An 18,089-nucleotide genomic window follows, 5' to 3' on the forward strand; every position below is an offset into this window, starting at 1 on the left:
CAGCATCGGCATGAAGCGCTGGTAGTGGTGCGCGGCCACCAGCACGGCCTTGTAGCCGGCGATGTTGGCCTGCGACGACAGCACGTCCATGCTCTGCGCGCGCGTGGTGCGCGGCGCGGCCTCGAGCGCGAACGCGGTCACGTTGGCTGCTGCCATGCGCGCGTTGTTCTCGGCATCGAAGGGATTGAGCATGCCCACCAGCACAGCCCCGGCCTTCATCTGGGCCAGTTCGGCCGGCTCGGGGGCGCGTACCTTGAGCACCAGTTGCGCCCCGAGCGCCTCGGCAGCGGTGCCGATGGTGGCGCCGACCGCCTCATAGGCGGCATCGGGCTGGCTGGCGCGAACGCCGGCGCCGGCCTGGACGACCACCTTGTGGCCCTGGGCCACGTACTTCTTTACGGTCTCCGGCGTCGCGGCAACACGCGCCTCCCCCGCCCGCGACTCCGTCGGGATCCCTATCAGCATCATCATTCTCCGGATCGGCCCCGTCCGGCGTCCGGACGGGCACCCTTGGTGCCGGGCGCCGCATGGCGGCGCCGGTTTGCGGCGCTGGTTTGTGGCGCTGGTTTGTGGCGCTGGTTTGTGGCGCTGGTTTGTGGCGCTGTGGCTCAGCGCGGCACTTCGCCTTCCAGCGTCACGCGGTTCAATACCCGCTCGGCATTGCCGTAGTCGTGCACGGCGTAGTGCATGGTGCAGCGGTTGTCCCACATCACCACATCGCCCTGCTGCCACATATGGCGGTAGACGTTGTCGGGCGAGACCGAATGCTCGTAGAGGAAGTCGAGCAGCGGCCGGCTCTCCGCGCCGGTCATGCCCTCGATGCACTGCGCGGTATCGGGGTGGCCCACGTACAGCGCCTTGCGGCCGGTTTCCGGGTGGGTGCGCACGATCGGATGCACGGCGGTGGGAACCTTGTCAGAGCCGGTCATCCTGGCCAGCCGCGCGCCTGAGAAGCGGCAGCGAAGGCCTTCGATCATGCGCTGCATCGCCGGCGACAGCCGCTCGTAGGACACGTACTGGTTGCACCACATGGTGTCGCCGCCCACCGGGATGGTGACCGCAGACAGGATCGAGATCTTGGGCGGCACCTCGGTGTAGATCGAGTCCGAATGCCAGGCCTCGGTCGATGCGGTCTCCTTGGGGATCTTGGTCACCTGCGCCAGCTCCGGGAACTCGGTCAGGCCCTTGAGCAGCGGGTTGCCCTGCACCGGCTTGCCCCAGCGCCGCGCGAAGGCGACCTGGGCGGCGGGCTGCAGGTGCTGGCCGCGGAATACCAGCACACCGTATTCCAGGAATGCACGGTGCAGGATGTCGAAGCTGGCGTCGTCGAGCGGCTGGTTCAGGTCGACGCCGGTCACGGCGGCACCAACGGAGCCGGTCAGTGCCTGGATCTGGATGGTCATCATGTCTCCTCGTCTTTTCTGTGGAATCAGTCTGCAAGCAGCACGATCTTGCCCACGTGCTGCTCTTGCTTCATGTATGCATGCGCGGCGGCGATATCGGTCATGGCAAAGGTGCGATCGACCGGCAGGCGCACGCGCCCGGCGCGCAGGAATGGCAGCATGTCACGCGCACACGCCTGGATGCACTCCAGCCGCTCCTGTTCGGTGCGCGTGCGGAAGGTCACGCCGATCAGCTGCAGGCGCTTGAGCCAGAGCTGCGTCAGGTCGATCTGCGCGGTCGCCGAGCCCAGCCGCGCGATGTTCACCAGCCGGCCCTTGACCGCCAGGCTTTGCATATTGGCTTCGAACACCGGGCCGCCGACCGTGTCGATGATGATGTCGACGCCCTTGTTGCCGGTTGCCTTCATGACCGCCTCGACCTGGTCGTCGCGCGACGCATCGATGCCCACGTCCACGCCGAACTGGCTGATCTTGTCGAGCTTGGCCGCCGAGCGCGACGACGCGATCACGGGGCGCGCGCCCATCAGCGAGGCGATCTGGATCGCCGCCAGCGCCACGCCACCCGAGGCGCCGTTGACCAGCACCGATTCGCCCGCCACCAGCCGGCCGTTGGTGACCAGGGCATCATGCGCGGTGATGAAGACATTGGGAAACGCCGCGGCATCGATCCACGACAGCCCATCCGGCACCGGCATCAGCGCCAGCGGGTCGGCCACGACGTACTCGGCCTGGCAGCCGCGGCCATGGCCCATCACGCGGTCGCCCTTGCGCCAGCCGCTGACGCCCGCGCCAACGTCGGCCACCTCGCCGGCAAACTCGACGCCGGCGGTGATGGTATTTCCCGAGCGCAATTCTTTCGCCTGGTTGATCTCGCCCCGGTTCAGGCCGGCGGCGCGCACCCTGACCAGCACCTGCCCCGCCGCCGCCACCGGCACCGGGATATCCTGCACTTCGACCATGCCGCCCTCCGGGCCCGGCACTACGCGGACTGCCTTCACTGTTGTCTCCTTTCCCGTCTCGCAATGTGTTGCATGCCTTTGATCCTGTGCTGCCCTATGTACTGCCCAATATGCTGCCCTAGGCGCTGCCCAGCGCCGTCGCCCGGATCAGCGACAGCAGTTCCAGTGCGCGCTCGGCGGCCGCTTCGCCGCCGGGGTGGTTGCCGCGCACGAACGGCACGCGGCTGTCTTCAATCGCGGCCAGCGCATGCAGCGGCCTTTCCGCCGCCACCGCCAGCCGGCGGAATTCATTGACGGTCAGCAGGTAGCTGTGAAACACGTCCGCCTGTGGCGGCGTGGTGCCGCGCTTGTGCAGCAGCGCGTTGAGCCAGTGCGTGCCGGCCAGCATCGCGCCCTCGATCAGCATCTCGTAGTCAGCGCTGGTGCACTTCTGCAGCGAGGCCTCGATACCGAGCGCCATCGCCATGTGGCGTTCAATGTCCATCCCTTGCTCCTTCCAGGCGCGCCGCCAGCAGTGCCAGGCAGCGGCGCAGCGCCGCATCGCAGACTCCGGCGATGGCCGGAGTGGGTTCAAGCCCTTCGCGCAGGCAGGGATCGCGGTAATGCTCGATCTCTTCCATCGCCGCCATCATTGCCGCGATGTCGGCTGGCACCGGTGCCTCGACTTTCGGCCGGCCGACATGGAGTACGTCACCCAGCGGACCGAACGCCGGCCTGAGGCTGCCGTCGGGCTGCGGCACCAGGTAGACGCCCGGCTGCGTGGGGAACCTGTCGTCGTCCAGGGTGACGCCTGCGTGGTGCAGTGCCGCGTTCACGGCATGGGTGCCTGCGGTCATGCCTGCCCAGAACCAGAGGCCGAAATCCTGCTGCGGATCGAGCCGCGCACGCAACGCCTGCAGCCTCCCGATCTTCTCCTGGTGTGACCGAACCTTCATGCCTGCCTTCTCCCGTGGGTTCGAGGTGTCGATAAGCCGGCGCGGACATCGCTGCCGTTGTCATGACGATAGACAGCGGCCGTGCTGGTGTCAACAAACTTCTATATAGGACTTGCATGGATGGAGTAGTGGTTTTCTCGTAGATCCCCCACTTCTTCTTGACCATACGCCGTCCGGTTCCCTACAGTTGGCCTCAACACCTATACAGGAGTTGATCAATGCCGCGAGCCATCGTACTGAACCCGGCCGACAATGTGGCCACCCTGCTGGACGCCGGCAACGCCGGCGAAGCCTGCCTGCTGGAAGGCGAGCGCGCCGGCAGGCTGGTGCTGCTGCAGGACGTGCCGTTCGGCCACAAGATCTGCATCGCCGACACGGCGGCGGGCGCCACCATCGTGAAATACGGCCAGGTCATCGGCCGCGCCAGCCGCGCGACGCGCGCCGGCGAACACATGCATGTCCACAACATCGAGTCGGCGCGTGCCCGCGGCGACCTGCACAAGGGGTAAAGCAGATGGCTACAAACTTCCTCGGATACCCGCGCGAGAACGGCGCGGTCGGCGTGCGCAACTGGGTCGCGGTGGTTTCCGTGATGGACAACTGCAACCCGGTGACGCGGACCATCGCCCGCACCGTGGGCGGCTGCATCCCGGTGACGACGCTGTTCGTGCGCGGGCAGTTCGGCGCCGACCTGGACTTCGCCTTCGAGTCGCTCGCCGGACTGGGCCGCAATCCCAATATCGCGGCGGTGCTGCTGGTCGGCCTGGAAGAGTCGTCGACCGAAGAAGTGGCGCGCCGCATCCGCGCCACCGGCAAGCCGGTTGAAAGCGTGCACCTGCAGCCCGATGGCACGGTCGCATGCATTGCCGACGGCACGCGCAAGGCTGCGCGGCTGTCGCTGGCGGCGTCGCGGGCGCGGCGCGTGCCGTGCCCGGTGTCGTCGCTGGTGATCGGCGTGGAGTGCGGCGGCTCGGACACCACCTCCGGGCTGAGCTGCAATCCCGTGATCGGCCGCATGGCGGACATGGTGGTGGCCGAGGGCGGCACCGTCATCATCTCCGAGACCTCCGAGTTCATCGGCGCCGAGCACCTGTTTGCCGAGCGCGCCGCCGATGGCCGCGTGCGCGAGGCCTTCGTCACCGCGGTGCGCAACATGGAGAACCTGGCGATCTCGCGCGGCGTGGACATGCGCGAGGACCAGCCCTCGCCCGACAACAAGCGCGGCGGCCTGACCACGGTCGAGGAAAAGGCGCTGGGCGCGATGGCCAAGGCCGGCACCAGCCCGCTGGTGGGCGTGCTGCGCTACGGCGAGGCGCCGCAGAAGAAGGGGTTGCATTTCATGGACGCACCGGCCGCGGCAGTGGAAAATCTCACTGCGCTGGCTGCCGGCGGATGCCAGCTGACCTTCTTCGGCACGGGGGTGGGCAATCCGATCGGCAGCATGGTGGCACCGACGGTCAAGGTGTGCGGCAACGTCAATACCCTGCACACCATGGCCGACAACATTGACTTCGACGTCAGCGGCGTCCTGCAGCACGGGGACAAGATCTCTGACCTCGGCGAGCAGCTGTATGGCTATGCGATCGATGTCGCATCCGGCACGCGGCTGACCAGCGAGGTGCTCGATATCCGGGAGACCGCGATCAGTCGATTCGCCCTGAGCCTGTAACAACCATGACCAAACTTAGCAGCGTCTCCGACGCCATCATCCGCTCCATCGAGTCCGGCGCCCTGCGCGAAGGCGACCGGCTGCCCTCCGAGGGCGAGCTGGCCACCTTCCACGGGGTCAGCGTGGGCACGGTGCAGAAGGCGCTGGCCCGGCTGACGCACTCGGGGCTGATCACGCGCGAGCAGGGCCGTGGCACCTTTGTCTCCGGCACCCGGGTCGCGCCGGCCGATGTGCGCTACCTGCGCTTTCGCGACGAGCAGGGCAACGAGCTGCCGTCCTATGTGCACGCCCGCTCGGTCAAGCGCATCAAGCGCCAGGGGCCGTGGTCGGAATTCCTCGGCGGCGATGGCTATGTGCGCATCGAGCGCGTCATCAGCGTGGGCGGGCGCCTGGACCTGTACAGCGAATTCTGGCTGCGCGAGGAAGACTTCGCCCAGCTCGGCGGCCTGGACCGCGAGGCGCTGGAGAAGAACCTGCGCGAGCTGATCGGCCAGCGCCTGTCGCTGCCGACGCTGCGCGTGGACCAGTGGATCCGCTTCGGGCCGGCCCCCGCCGCGGCGGCGCGCGAGATCGGGCTCGAAGCCGACGCGCCGGCCTTCATCATGGAACTGCGCGGCTACACGCTGCGCGACCAGCCGCTCTACTACCAGTCGGTCTATGCCGCCCCGTTCCCGGAGCGCCTGATGATTGTCAGGGAGAAGTCAACATGACGACCCGCCCCATCCGACGTACCGCAGACCAGCTCACGCACTGGACCGCGGCCGTTTTCGAAGCGTGCGGCGTGGCCTCCGGCCATGCGCACAAGGCTGCCGCGGCGCTGGTGCGCAGCGAACTGCGTGGCTACAAGACCCATGGCCTGACGCGGGTGCCGTCCTACGTCGACCGGCTGCGCGCGGGCGACTTCAACCCGCGTCCGCGGATGTCGCACCGCGCCTTCCCCGGCGGGATCGTGCTCGATGCCGATGGCGCCATGGGCCAAGTGGCGGCGCCGCACGCGGTGCAGCTCGGCCTGCAGGCGCTCGAGCACAGCGCCAGCGTGCTGGTCGCGGTGCAGTCGTGCGGCCACCTTGGCGCGCTCGGCCTGCCGGCGCTGCAGGCCGCCGAGGCCGGCGCCTTCTGCATGGTCGGGCAGCGCACCCCGCCGGTGCTGGGCATGGAAGGCTTTGCCCGCCCGGCGCTGGGCCACAACCCCATTGCTTTCGGCTGCCCGCTGCCGGGCGCGGCGCCGATCGTGTTCGACGTGGCCTGCAGCGTCGCCGCGCGCGGCCATATCCTGCTGGCCGCGCGCGAAGGCAAACCCATCCCGGAAGGCTGGGCCCTCGACGCCGACGGCCAGCCCACCACCGATGCGCCGAGCGCGCTGGAGGGGTCGCTGCTGCCCATGGGCGGGCACAAGGGCATCGGCATCGCCATGATGGTGGAGTGCCTGGCCGGCGCCATGGCCGCCACCGCGGACTCGCTGTCGCCGGACCGCAATACTGTCTCCGGTGCCGGCGCGGTCGGCCGCCAGGGCGGCTTCGTCTGGCTGGTCAAACCCGAGGCCTTCGCCGGCCAGCAGCTCTTTGCCGACTATATGGCGCAATGGACCGGCAACTACCTTGCCGCGGGCGGCGCCGACGCGCGCCTGCCCGGCCATCGCGGCGACTTGCTCGAGCGCGAAGGGCGCCAGCATGGCATCGCCTTGCCTGACGCCCTAGTGCGAGAGCTGGACACGCTAGGCCAGGCGCTGGGCATCCCCCTGCCCGGGTAGCCGGTTCCCTTCCCGTTTAGCCACAGATCCGGGTGCCACGCGCACACCGGCTGGCCCCGTTCAACCCTGCTAGCCTGAAAAACCGCCAATATGAATGCCCCCATGCCCCCCGATGCGGCCCGCCAGGCGCTGGCCGCTGTGTCGATCGATGACAAGTACGCGCTGGAGTCCGGCCGTGCCTATATGAGCGGCGTACAGGCCCTGGTGCGCCTGCCGCTGCTGCAGCGCCGGCGCGATGCCGCAGCCGGCCACAACACCGCCGGCTTCATCTCCGGCTATCGCGGCTCGCCGCTGGGCACCTATGACCAGGCGCTGTGGCAGGCGCGCGAGCACCTGGCCGCGAGCGACGTAGTGTTCAAGCCCGGCGTCAATGAAGAACTCGGCGTCACGGCGGTCTGGGGCTCGCAGCAACTGGAGTTCGATGCCGCCAGCAAGAAGTTCGATGGTGTATTCGGCATCTGGTACGGCAAGGGCCCCGGCGTGGACCGCAGCGGTGACGCGCTCAAGCACGCCAACCTGGCCGGCACCGCGCCGCTGGGCGGCGTGATCGCGCTGGCGGGCGACGACCACGTGTCCAAGAGCAGCACGCTGGCGCACCAGAGCGACCACACCTTCATGGCGTGCGGGCTGCCGGTATTCTTCCCGGCCAACGTGCAGGACATCCTTGACCTGGGCGTGCATGCCTTTGCCATGAGCCGCTTCAGCGGGCTGTGGTCGGGCATGAAGACGGTGCAGGAAGTGGTGGAATCGGGCGCCTCGGTGGTCACCGACGCCGACCGCGTGCGCATCGTGCTGCCGGAGGATTTCGCGCAACCCGGCGGCGGCCTGCATATCCGCTGGCCCGACGACCCGCTCGCCGCCGAGGCGCGCATGATGGAGTTCAAGTGGCCGGCGGCGCTGGCCTATGTGCGCGCCAACCGTCTCAACCGCAATGTGATCGAGGGGCCCGACGATCGCCTGGGCATCATCGCCAGCGGCAAGGCCTACAGCGACACGCGCCAGGCGCTGCTGGACCTGGGGCTGGACGATGCCACCTGCCGCGCCCTCGGCATCCGCCTGCACAAGGTCAGCGTGGTGTGGCCGCTGGAGCCGGACAGCGTGCGCGAATTCGCGCGCGGTCTGCGCGAGGTGCTGGTGGTCGAGGAAAAGCGGCCCGTGATCGAGCAGCAACTCAAGGACGAGCTCTATCACTACCCGCCCGCGGCGCGTCCCGCGGTGTTCGGCAAGTACCACCACGGTGACGGCAGCGTTGGCAATGGCGGCGAGTGGAGCCACCGCAAGCCCGCCGAAGACTGGCTGCTGCGCGCCAAGGCCGACCTGTCGCCGGCGCTGGTGGCCAAGGCCATCGCGCTGCGGCTGAAGGCACTGGGCGTGCCGGCCGACGTGGCCGCGCGCATGGACCGGCGCCTGCAGGAGATCGCCGCCGGCGAACAGGCCAGCGCGCAGGGCGACAGCCGCGCGACTGACCGCCTGCCCTGGTTCTGCCCCGGCTGCCCGCACAACACCAGCACGCGCGTGCCAGAGGGCTCCGTGGCGACCGCCGGCATCGGCTGCCACGGCATGGTGGTGTGGATGGACCGGTCCACCACCTCGTGGTCGCAGATGGGCGGCGAAGGCGTGCACTGGATGGGCCAGGCGCCGTTCAGCAAGCGCGCGCACATGTTCGCCAACCTGGGCGACGGCACCTACAACCACTCCGGGCTGCTGGCGGTGCGCCAGTCGATCCATGCCGGCGTGAACCTGACCTACAAGATCCTGTTCAACAGCGCCGTCGCCATGACCGGCGGCCAGCCGGTCGATGGCCAGCTCGACGTGCCGGCGATGACGCGCGAGCTGGCCGCCGAGGGTGCGCGCCAGATCGTGGTGGTGACGGATGAGCCGGGCAAGTACAAGGGCGTCGGCAACCTCGCGGCCGGCGTCACCGTGCGCCACCGCGACGAGCTGGACACCGTGCAGCGCGAACTGCGCGAGGTCGCCGGCGTGACCGTGATCATCTACGACCAGGCCTGCGCCACCAAGAAGCGCCGCGAGCGCAAGCGCGGCACCATGGCCGACCCGGCGCGGCGCGTGGTCATCAACGAGCTGGTGTGCGAGGGCTGCGGCGACTGCTCGGTGCAGAGCAATTGCCTGGCGGTGCAGCCGGTCGAGACCGATTTCGGGCGCAAGCGCAAGGTCAACCAGGACACCTGCAACAAGGACTTCTCCTGCACCAAGGGCTTTTGCCCGAGCTTTGTCACGGTCGAAGGCGGCCAGCTGAAGAAGCCCGCGAACCCGGCCGGCGGCAAGGCCACGCCGCCGGCGATCCCGATGCCCACGCTGCCGGACGCCGGCAAGCCGCAGCGCATCGTGGTGGCGGGTATTGGCGGCACCGGCATCGTCACCATCGGCGGCGTGCTCGGCATGGCCGCGCACCTGGAAGGCAAGGGCGTGATCACGCAGGACGCGACCGGCATGGCGCAGATGGGCGGCGCCACCTGGAGCCATATCCAGATCGCCGCCAGCCCCGATGCGCTGCACGCCAGCCGCGTCGACCTGGGCATGGCCGACCTGGTGATCGCCTGCGACACCGTGGTCGCGGCCAGCAAGGCAACGCTTGCCGCGATGTCGCCGGCACGGACCTATGTGGTGCTGAACAGCCACCTGACCCCGACCGCGGCCTTCGTGCGCAACCCCGACTGGGACCCGCAGGCCGGCGAGGCGGTGGCGCGCATCGCGCGCGCCGCAGGCGAAGGGCAACTGGCCAGCTTCGACGCCGAGCAGGTCGCCAGGCAGTTGCTGGGCCAGTCGATCTTCGCCAACCTGCTGCTGCTCGGCTATGCCTGGCAGCAAGGCAAGGTGCCGCTGTCGCACGCGGCGCTGATGCGCGCCATCGAGCTCAACGGCGTGCAGGTCGACAGCAACAAGGCGGCGTTCGAATGGGGGCGCCTGTGCGCGCACGATATGTCTCAACTGCAGTCGAGGCTGCCGTCGCAGCCGGCCGGCTCGCAGGTGATCCAGTTCGTGCGCAAGGTGCCGCTGGCGGAACTGGTGCGCAAGCACGCCGGGTTCCTGGCCGGCTACCAGAACCGGGCTTATGCGGCGCAATACGAGTCGTTCGTCAGCCGCGTCAGCGCAGCGGAATCGGTCGTCGGCGGCACCCGCCTCAGCGAAGCCGTGGCCCGCTCACTGTTCAAACTGATGGCCTATAAAGACGAATATGAGGTGGCGCGCCTGCACACCGGCGCCGCCTTCCGCGAGCAGATCGCGTCGATGTTCGAAGGCAAGGTCCGCCTGGTGCACCACCTCGCGCCGCCACTGCTGGCGCGCAGGAACAAGGACGGCGAACCGGTCAAGGGTGCTTACGGCCCATGGATGCGCAACGCCTTCGGCGTGCTGGCCCGCCTCAGGGGCCTGCGCGGCACGCCGTTCGATCCCTTCGGCTACACGCAGGAACGCAAGGAGGAACGCGCGCTGATCGGCGAGTACCGCCGCAGCATCGAAGCCTTGCTGCCGGCACTTTCCGCGCACAACCTCGAACTGGCACTGGAGATCGCGCGGCTGCCGCAGGAGATCCGCGGCTACGGCCACGTCAAGGCGCGCAACCTGGCCGCCACGCGCGCCCGCTGGGAGCGGTTGATGGCGCAGTGGCGCGCGGGCGGCACGCAGGCTCCGGCCCGCACCAGCGCGGCGGCATAGGCAAAAGTCAAACGGCATTCCCCCCACAGACTGAAGACAGCGAACGGGCCCCGGCCGCGCGGCCGGGGATCCCACCCAGAGAAACAGCGAGGAGACACGATGATGAAAACCGTACTGAACCGCTTTGGCCGTGCCCTGGGCGCGATCGCGCTTGCCACCTCACTTGCCGCCTGCGCCACCGGTGCGCTGGCACAAGGCGGATATCCCGACCGCCCGATCCGCATCATCGTGCCCTGGCCCGCGGGCGGCGGTGTCGACGCCGTCACGCGCACGGTGGCCGAGAAGATGAGCGCCAGCCTGGGCCAGCAGGTGATCGTCGACAACCGGCCCGGCGCCACCGGCAATATCGGCGCCGGCATGGGCGCGAAGGCGGCACCCGACGGCTACACGCTGCTGGTCGCCAGCGCGCCGATGGCGATCAATGCCAGCCTGCACAAGAACCTGCCGTTCGACCTGGGCAAGGACTTCGCGCCGCTGGGCCTGATGGCGAGCTCGCCCTACATGCTGGTGGTCAACCCCTCGGTGGCCGGGTCCGTCAAGGAACTGGTGGCGCGCGCCAGGGCGGAGCCTGGCAAGCTCAGCTATGCCTCGGTCGGCCCTGGCACGCAGCAGAACGTGGTCAGCGAGGTCTTCAAGGAAAGCGCCCATATCAACGTCGTGCACGCCCCCTACAAGGGTGGCCCGCAGGCGCTGACCGACATGGTGGGCGGACATATCCACATGATGTTCCACGGCGTGCCGGCGGTGATGCCGTTCGTCAAGGGCGGCCAGCTCAAGGCCATTGCCGTGGCGAGCAGGCAGCGCCTGCCGCTGTTCCCTGAGGTGCCGACCATGGCGGAGGCCGGCTTCCCCGGCATCGAGGCCAGCGAATGGTACGGCCTGGTGGCGCCGGCCGGCACGCCCAAAGACATCGTTGCGCTGCTCGGCAAGGAGATCGACAAGGCGCTGAACGCCCCCGGCGTGCGCCAGCAGCTGGCCAGCAAGGGCTACGACCCGGCCGCGCAAAGCTCGCCGGACCAGTTCGCCTCCTTCATGGCCGCCGAGCAGAAGAAGTGGGCGCTGGCGATCAAGGAAACCGGGTTCCGCCTGGAGTAAGCGGCCGCCATCCCCCCATCGATCTCCACGACCAGCCGCTGCGGCAAAGCAGCGCCGCGCGGCGACCGGACTTAGCGGGTCAGGCCGGTTGCCGCGCCGGCGCTGCCCCGCCATCATCCAGGCGGGCATCCACCGCTGCGCCGACATGCCACGACGGCGAGGCGCCGCTAGCTTCGCCCGCTCCCATTCCGCAATCATGCCTGCCCCTGCAACGGGGGCGACGCCTCCAAGGCCGTAACGATTAAGGGCTTTCCCGAGGGTTTCACCGTCGCTATTTCGCCGTGCGGAATACTCCGCTGGTTTCCTTGACGATGCCGCGAAGCCTATGCAAAAGTCGGTGAAAACGAACGACCGTGCGGGAATATTCCCGACACCTCGTCACCGGGCTTTTCGCTGCCGCCGACGGCACAGCGGCGCCCGGCAAGCCGGGCGGCCACGTTGCCGCATCGCACAGGAGACAGCCCATGCATTATCCGAACCGCGCGTCCGCGCATCCGCCCCGTAACCGCTACGGCGCGACCCCGACCACGCCGACCGGCCCACGCCAGCCAGGCGCTGGCGCCCGCCGTCCGGCGCGCACTCCGCGCGCCTGATCCATACGCCCCGAATTCTTGCGTGGCAGCGCGCGGCGCTGCCGCGAGAGATCACGCGCGGCGCCTTGCCGGCGCGTGCCTGGATTTCCGATTCGCGAACCGCATGAGGTAACCCCGTGGCATTGTTCCTTCAACAGATACTCAACGGCCTGACGCTGGGCGGCGTCTACAGCCTGGTGGCGCTTGGCCTGACCCTGGTCTACGGCATCCTGCACGTGCCCAATTTCGCGCACGGCGCGTTCTACATGGCCGGCGCCTATGTGTCGTACTACCTGATGACGACGCTGGGCGTGAACTACTGGCTGGCGATGGTGGGCGCCGCGCTGGTGGTGGCGGCCCTGTCGATGCTGGCCGACCGGCTGGTGTTCCATCCGCTGCGCAACTCGCCCGAACTGCACGACATGATCGCGGCCATCGGCATCCTGCTGTTCCTGGAAGCCGGCGCGCAGGCGCTGTGGGGCGCGGACTTCCATCGCATGCCGACACCGTATGGCCAGATCGTCGATATCTTCGGCCTGACCGCGCCGCTGCAGCGCCTGCTGATCATCGGCGCCGCGTTCGCGCTGATGGTGCTGCTGCACCTGTTCCTCACGCGCACCATGACCGGCGCCACCATCATGGCAATGGCGCAGAACCGCGACGGCGCCGCGCTGGTCGGCATCGATGCCACGCGCGTCACGCTGCTGGTCTTTGCCATCTCCGGCGCCCTGGCCGCGATCGCCGCCACGCTGTACGCGCCGATCAACCTGGTCTACCCGAGCATGGGCAACCTGGTGATCACCAAGGCCTTCGTCATCATCATCCTGGGCGGCATGGGCAGCATCCCCGGCGCCATCGTCGGCGGGCTGATCATCGGCATGGCCGAGAGCTTCGGCGGCTTCTACGTTTCCACCGACTACAAGGACATCATCGCCTTCGTGCTGCTGGTGGTGATCCTGTCGATCCGGCCGCAGGGCCTGTTTGCCGGCAAGGCAGCCTGAGGAGTACGACATGAAAGCACTGCAAGGAAAGACCGGCTGGATGCTGCTGCTGGCCCTGGCCATCGCGTTCCCGCTGGTCACGCCCAACAGCTACTACCTGACCGTGATGACGCTGGCCTTCATCTATGCCATCGCCACGCTCGGACTCAACCTGATCACCGGCTACACCGGCCAGCTCAACCTCGCGCACGGCGGCTTCATGGCGATCGGCGCCTACACGCTGGGCATCCTGACCGTGGACCACCAGGTGCCGTTCTGGCTCGCATTCGTGCTGGCCGGCGTGGTCTGCATGGTGCTGGGCTACGTGGTCGGCGTGGTGTCGCTGCGGCTGAAGGGCCATTACTTCTCGATCTTCACCATGTGCATCGGCTACATCATCTACCTGGTGATCGAGAAGTGGGAAAGCCTGACGCACGGCACCGTGGGACTGATCGGCATTCCGGTGCCGGCGGCGATCGGACCGCTCGCGTTCGACGGCGTGCAGGCGCAGTACTACCTGGTGCTGTGCTTCCTGGCCGTGGGCACGTTCCTGATGCACCGGATCGTCACCTCGCTGCTGGGCCGCAGCTTCATGGCCGTGCGCAACAGCGATGCGCTGGCCGAAGCGCTGGGCATCAACCTGATGCGCACCAAGGTGCTGTCGTTCGTGCTGTCGGTGGGTTACGCCGGTTTTGCCGGCGCACTGTACGCCGGCCAGGTGCGCTTCCTGGGACCGGACATCGCCCGCACCGACCTGACCTTCGACATGGTGATGTCGATGCTGGTGGGCGGCATCGGGACCATCTTCGGGCCGCTGCTGGGCGCGGTGCTGGTGCCGTGGATCACGCAGTCGCTGCAGTTCATGCAGGACTACCGCATGCTGGTGTTCGGCCCGGTTCTGATCCTGCTGATCATCTTCGTGCCGGACGGCATCGTGGGTTCTTTCCTGAAGAAGCAGGCGCGCAAGGCCGCCGCCGCACGCCGCGGCAAGCCCACGCAGCCCGTGCAGCCCGCCGCTGCCGGCAATAACGCTGTCCCGACCACCCGCGCCGGAGCCGACCATGCTTGAGATCCGCAACCTGACCAAGAAATTCGGCGGCCTGACCGCGGTGCACGATGTATCGGTGACCTTCGAGCAGGGGCACATCAACGCCATCATCGGCCCCAACGGCGCCGGCAAGACCACCTTTTTCAACCTGGTCGCGGGAACGCATGCCCCTTCCTCCGGGCAGATCCTGTTCAAGGGCCAGGACGTCGCCGGCCTGCGCGCGGACCAGATTGCGCGGCTGGGCGTCGCTCGCACCTTCCAGGCGACCGCGCTGTTCGACCGCGCCACGGTGCTCGACAACCTGATCGTGGGCCACCGGCTGCGCACGCGCTCCGGGCTGGGCGACGTACTGTTCAACACGCGCCGGCTGCGCGAGGAAGAGCGCCTGTGCCGCGACAAGGCCGAGGCCGCGCTCGACTTCGTCGGCCTGTCGCACCTGGCGCATGAAGTCGCCGCCGATATCACGCAGGAAGCGCGCAAGCGCGTGGCCTTCGCTCTGGCACTGGCGACGGACCCTGAGCTGCTGCTGCTCGATGAGCCGGCGGGTGGCGTCAATCCGGAAGAAACCGTCGGCCTCGCCGAGCTGATCCGCAAGATGGTGCGGCATGGCAAGACGGTCTGCCTGATCGAACACAAGATGGACATGATCATGCGGCTGGCCGACAAGATCATGGTGCTGAACTACGGCGAGAAGATCGCCGAAGGCACGCCCGCGCAGATCCAGCAGGATCCGCATGTCATCGAGGCCTACCTGGGAGCCGACCATGTTGCAGCTTGAACGCGTATCGCTGTCGTACGGCAGCTTCCGCGCCCTCGACAACATCACGCTGCACGCCGGCGCCGGCGAGCTGGTGGTGCTGCTGGGCGCCAACGGTGCCGGCAAGAGCTCGATCTTCCTGGCGATGAGCGCGATCCACCGCATCAGCGGCGGCAGCATGCGCTTCGAAGGGCGCGAGCTGTCGGGCATGAAGCCGTCGCAGATCGTGCAGGCGGGACTGGTGCATTGCCCTGAGGGGCGCAAGCTCTTTCCGGCGATGAGCGTGGAGAAGAACCTGGTGCTGGGTGCGTATGTGCATCGGCGCGACGGGGCGGGGATCCGCAAGACGCTGGAGGAAGTCTATGAACTCTTCCCGATCCTGAAGCAGAAGAAGGACGACCCCGCCGGCTCGCTGTCGGGCGGCCAGCAGCAGATGGTGGCACTGGGCCGCGCGCTGATGAGCCGGCCGCGCGCGCTGCTGCTGGACGAGCCGTCGCTGGGGCTGGCGCCGCTGGTGGTCAAGCAGATGTTCGAGATCATCCAGCGCATCAACCGCGCGGGGACCACGGTGTTGCTGGCGGAGCAGAACGCCTACGCGGCGCTGGGAATCGCCCATCGCGCGTATGTGATCGAGAGCGGGAAGATCGTGATGGAGGGGGACAGGGATACGTTGCTGAGGGATGAGGGGATTCGGAAGGCGTATATCGGCGGGTAGGTTTCACTCCCTCTCCCGCAAGCGGGAGAGGGGAGAAAACAGAGGGGTCATTGAAGACAACCGCAACTGACAAGCGCAGTACATCCAGGAGACATAGCAATGCAAAGCAACATCATGCGCCGTATCTTCCCGCTGGCCGCCACCGCCGTGGCCGCGATGCTGGCTTCGGGCGCCGCGCTGGCGCAGGAAGTCGTCAAGATCGGCTATACCGGCCCGCTGTCCGGCGGCGCCGCGCTGTATGGCAAGAACGTGCTGTCGGGCGTGCAGATGGCGGTGGATGAAATCAACGCCGCCGGGCTCGAAGTCAAGGGCAAGAAGGTCAAGCTGGAAGTGGTGGCGCTCGACGACAAGTACTCGCCCGCCGAGGCCGCCATCAACGGCCGCCGGCTGGTGCAGCAGCACAAGACCGCGGCGATCTTCGTGCCGCACTCGGGCGGCATCTTCGCGCTGCAGGCCTTCAACGAGCAGGAAAAATTCATGGTGATGGCCTATTCCAGCGTGCCGCGCATCACCGATGCGGGCAACAAGCTGACCATCCGCATCCCGCCGGCCTACACCGGCTATATCGAGCCGTTCATCAAGGCGCAGATGAAGCGCTATGGCAAGAACGTGGCGCTGACGCCGGCCGACCACGACTATGCCAAGGCCTGGGTGCAGGCCTTCGTGCCGGCCTGGGAATCCGCCGGCGGCAAGGTGGTGGCCAATAACCCGATGTCGTACACCAAGGCCACCGACTTCTACAGCGGCGTGTCGCGCGCCATCAGCGAGAAGCCGGACGTGATGTTCGTCGGCGGCCCGTCCGAGCCGACCGCGCTGGTGGTCAAGCAGGCGCGCGAACTGGGCTTCAAGGGCGGCTTTATCGTGATGGACCAGGCCAAGATGGACGAGATGGCCAGGGTCACCAACGGGCTGTCGATGCTGGAGGGCTCGATCGGCGTGCTGCCGCTGGTCAACGACAACCGCCCGGCGGCGCAGGCGTTCAATGCCAAGTACAAGAAGCTGCATGACGGCCGCGATGCGACCACCGAGATGTCGCTGAACTACACCATGGTCTATGCGCTGGCCGGCGCCATGAAGCTGGCGGGCTCCACCAGCGATGCCGCGGCGATCCGCGCAAAGATGCCCGACGCGGTGAAAGGGCTGGCCAAGGAGGTCAATCCCAATGAAGTCGATGGTATCGACGCCAAGGGTGGCTCGATGGCCGATACCGTGGTCGGCTGGGTGCAGAACGGCAAGATCTCGCAGGTGCGCCTGTCCGAGCTGGCCAAATAAGATGTCCAGACAGGCTGGCCCAAAAAAGCTCGCCTGAAATGCCCCGCAGGCCACGCGGCCTGCGGGGCTTTTTCTTTTGGCAGGCAGCCGATAGGATCCGGCTTACGCGTCTCAGTTGGAGGAAAGCCGATGGCCAGCCAGACACCAGGGAAGCCGGCGAAAATCGCACGCAAGGCCGCTGCCACGGACAGCGCCGGAAAGCCCCGCCTGCTCTCCGGCGGTAATCCCCAGATCGCCAAGGCGGACGGCGATGCCCCGGTGCAGGCCTACATCGCCGCCATGCCGGGCTGGCAAAGCGATGTCGGCCGCCGCCTCGACGCGCTGATCGTGCGCCATGTCCCCGAGGTGCGCAAGGCAGTGCGCTGGAACTCGCCGTTCTATGGCGTCGAGGGCCAGGGCTGGTTCCTCAGCTTCCATTGCTTCACGAAATACATCAAGGTGGCGTTTTTCCGCGGCGCGGCGCTGAGGCCCCTGCCGCCCGGCGAGTCCAAGGATCCGGACACCCGCTATCTCGATATTTACGAGCAGGACGACATCGACGAGGAACAGCTGGGGAGCTGGATCCGGCAGGCATCGGCAATGCCCGGCTGGAGCCCATGACGCCCTTCGGCGCGCGGCTACGAGCGAACGCCGAACAGGCCGTGCCAGAACGAATCGAAGGCGCCGGGATGGCGCCTGTGGCGCTCGGTGGTGTCGTGGCCTGACGCCGCTGCTGAACCCGCTGCTGCCGGTTGGGGCGCTTGCTCGGCAGCTGCGCTTGCCTGCCGCGATGCCTGCAAGGCCGAAACGCTGTCGGCAATGCGGGCCGCCAGCTCCGCCTCGCAATCCCGGCCGAGCAGCACGCCAAACAGGACATCGCGGTTGTGGCCGTCATCGGCGAAGCGCATGGCGATGGTGACCATCTTCTCGTACTGTTCCTGCGCCGCGCGCTGCGCCGCGCGCTGAGCCTCGCGCTGGGCGGCGCGCTCCTGCTCTTCCTGTGCCTCCTGCTCCGCTTGCCAGCGCTGCATCTCGCGCTCGAATACTTCGTCGTAGATCTGGCGCTGTTCAGCGTCGGACAGGATCGCGTAGGCGTCGCGGACTTCCTGGAAGGCCGCGTGCGCCTCGGCCTCGCGGCCGAGGTTACGGTCCGGGTGCCATTTCATTGCGGCGCGCCGGTATGCCCGCTTGATCTCGTCAAGGGTGGCGTCGGCTTGCACGCCTAAGGTCGCGTAGAGGGTAGTCATGGGGCGATGGGGGCGCTGCTGTGCTGGCGATCA

General features: G+C 67.9%; 19 protein-coding genes. 13 read left to right on the plus strand and 6 right to left on the minus strand.

The genetic code is table 11. The features are described from left to right. The 5 genes from K309_RS0116650 to K309_RS0116670 all read right to left on the minus strand — a co-directional run. On the minus strand, positions 1–465 hold a 465-nt coding region (locus K309_RS0116650; protein WP_029047498.1), incomplete at its 3' end, for a hypothetical protein. Positions 466–608: 143 nt separating this feature from the next. Further along, on the minus strand, positions 609–1,403 hold the full coding sequence (locus K309_RS0116655; protein ID WP_029047499.1) for a TauD/TfdA dioxygenase family protein: 795 nt from the start codon (positions 1,401–1,403) through the stop codon (positions 609–611). A 26-nt stretch (positions 1,404–1,429) separates the two neighbouring features. Further along, complete coding sequence (locus tag K309_RS0116660) at positions 1,430–2,401, minus strand: zinc-binding dehydrogenase (RefSeq protein ID WP_029047500.1); 972 nt, start codon at positions 2,399–2,401, stop codon at positions 1,430–1,432. A 79-nt stretch (positions 2,402–2,480) separates the two neighbouring features. After that, on the minus strand, positions 2,481–2,846 hold the full coding sequence (locus K309_RS0116665) for a hypothetical protein (RefSeq protein WP_029047501.1): 366 nt from the start codon (positions 2,844–2,846) through the stop codon (positions 2,481–2,483). Beyond that, entirely contained in the window at positions 2,836–3,297 is a 462-nt protein-coding gene (locus tag K309_RS0116670; protein ID WP_029047502.1) for a hypothetical protein, read from the minus strand. Before K309_RS0116670 ends, K309_RS0116665 begins: the two co-directional genes overlap by 11 nt. 218 nt (positions 3,298–3,515) lie before the next feature. On the opposite strand from K309_RS0116670, the gene K309_RS0116675 reads away from it, so the two are divergent. The 13 genes from K309_RS0116675 to K309_RS0116730 all read left to right on the plus strand — a co-directional run bounded on the left by K309_RS0116675 (position 3,516) and on the right by K309_RS0116730 (position 17,430). Continuing rightward, a complete protein-coding gene (locus K309_RS0116675; RefSeq protein WP_029047503.1) occupies positions 3,516–3,806 on the plus strand; it encodes a UxaA family hydrolase in 291 nt (96 codons plus the stop codon). Between the two features lie 5 nt (positions 3,807–3,811). Further along, positions 3,812–4,966 (plus strand): UxaA family hydrolase, encoded by a 1,155-nt coding sequence (locus K309_RS0116680; RefSeq protein WP_029047504.1) that lies wholly within the window; start codon positions 3,812–3,814, stop codon positions 4,964–4,966. A gap of 5 nt (positions 4,967–4,971) precedes the next feature. Then, complete coding sequence (locus K309_RS0116685; protein ID WP_029047505.1) at positions 4,972–5,676, plus strand: GntR family transcriptional regulator; 705 nt, start codon at positions 4,972–4,974, stop codon at positions 5,674–5,676. Beyond that, entirely contained in the window at positions 5,673–6,716 is a 1,044-nt protein-coding gene (locus K309_RS0116690; protein WP_029047506.1) for an Ldh family oxidoreductase, read from the plus strand. Before K309_RS0116685 ends, K309_RS0116690 begins: the two co-directional genes overlap by 4 nt. A 90-nt stretch (positions 6,717–6,806) precedes the next feature. After that, positions 6,807–10,391 carry an indolepyruvate ferredoxin oxidoreductase family protein gene (locus K309_RS0116695; RefSeq protein WP_029047507.1) on the plus strand — a complete coding sequence of 1,195 codons (3,585 nt, stop codon included), beginning with the start codon at positions 6,807–6,809 and terminating at the stop codon, positions 10,389–10,391. Between the two features lie 102 nt (positions 10,392–10,493). Then, complete coding sequence (locus K309_RS0116700; protein ID WP_029047508.1) at positions 10,494–11,486, plus strand: tripartite tricarboxylate transporter substrate binding protein; 993 nt, start codon at positions 10,494–10,496, stop codon at positions 11,484–11,486. Between the two features lie 464 nt (positions 11,487–11,950). Beyond that, entirely contained in the window at positions 11,951–12,079 is a 129-nt protein-coding gene (locus K309_RS43790) for a hypothetical protein (RefSeq protein WP_255360115.1), read from the plus strand. A 116-nt stretch (positions 12,080–12,195) separates the two neighbouring features. After that, on the plus strand, positions 12,196–13,059 hold the full coding sequence (locus tag K309_RS0116705) for a branched-chain amino acid ABC transporter permease (RefSeq protein ID WP_029047509.1): 864 nt from the start codon (positions 12,196–12,198) through the stop codon (positions 13,057–13,059). A gap of 10 nt (positions 13,060–13,069) precedes the next feature. Next, the gene (locus K309_RS0116710) at positions 13,070–14,107 is read left to right on the plus strand and encodes a branched-chain amino acid ABC transporter permease (RefSeq protein ID WP_029047510.1); all 1,038 of its coding nucleotides are present in this window, start codon (positions 13,070–13,072) and stop codon (positions 14,105–14,107) included. After that, complete coding sequence (locus K309_RS0116715) at positions 14,100–14,864, plus strand: ABC transporter ATP-binding protein (RefSeq protein WP_012356559.1); 765 nt, start codon at positions 14,100–14,102, stop codon at positions 14,862–14,864. Before K309_RS0116710 ends, K309_RS0116715 begins: the two co-directional genes overlap by 8 nt. Continuing rightward, positions 14,851–15,558 (plus strand): ABC transporter ATP-binding protein, encoded by a 708-nt coding sequence (locus K309_RS0116720; RefSeq protein ID WP_029047511.1) that lies wholly within the window; start codon positions 14,851–14,853, stop codon positions 15,556–15,558. Before K309_RS0116715 ends, K309_RS0116720 begins: the two co-directional genes overlap by 14 nt. A gap of 99 nt (positions 15,559–15,657) precedes the next feature. After that, positions 15,658–16,830: an ABC transporter substrate-binding protein gene (locus tag K309_RS0116725; protein ID WP_029047512.1), complete on the plus strand. Its 1,173-nt coding sequence runs from the start codon at positions 15,658–15,660 to the stop codon at positions 16,828–16,830. A 129-nt stretch (positions 16,831–16,959) separates the two neighbouring features. Continuing rightward, the gene (locus K309_RS0116730) at positions 16,960–17,430 is read left to right on the plus strand and encodes a DUF1801 domain-containing protein (RefSeq protein WP_029047513.1); all 471 of its coding nucleotides are present in this window, start codon (positions 16,960–16,962) and stop codon (positions 17,428–17,430) included. Between the two features lie 17 nt (positions 17,431–17,447). On the opposite strand, the gene K309_RS0116735 is transcribed toward K309_RS0116730, so the two are convergent. Beyond that, positions 17,448–18,056 (minus strand): J domain-containing protein, encoded by a 609-nt coding sequence (locus tag K309_RS0116735; RefSeq protein ID WP_029047514.1) that lies wholly within the window; start codon positions 18,054–18,056, stop codon positions 17,448–17,450. Between the last annotated feature and the right edge of the window lie 33 nt (positions 18,057–18,089).

The organism is Cupriavidus phytohabitans, from assembly GCF_000426345.1.
GTDB lineage: Bacteria > Pseudomonadota > Gammaproteobacteria > Burkholderiales > Burkholderiaceae > Cupriavidus.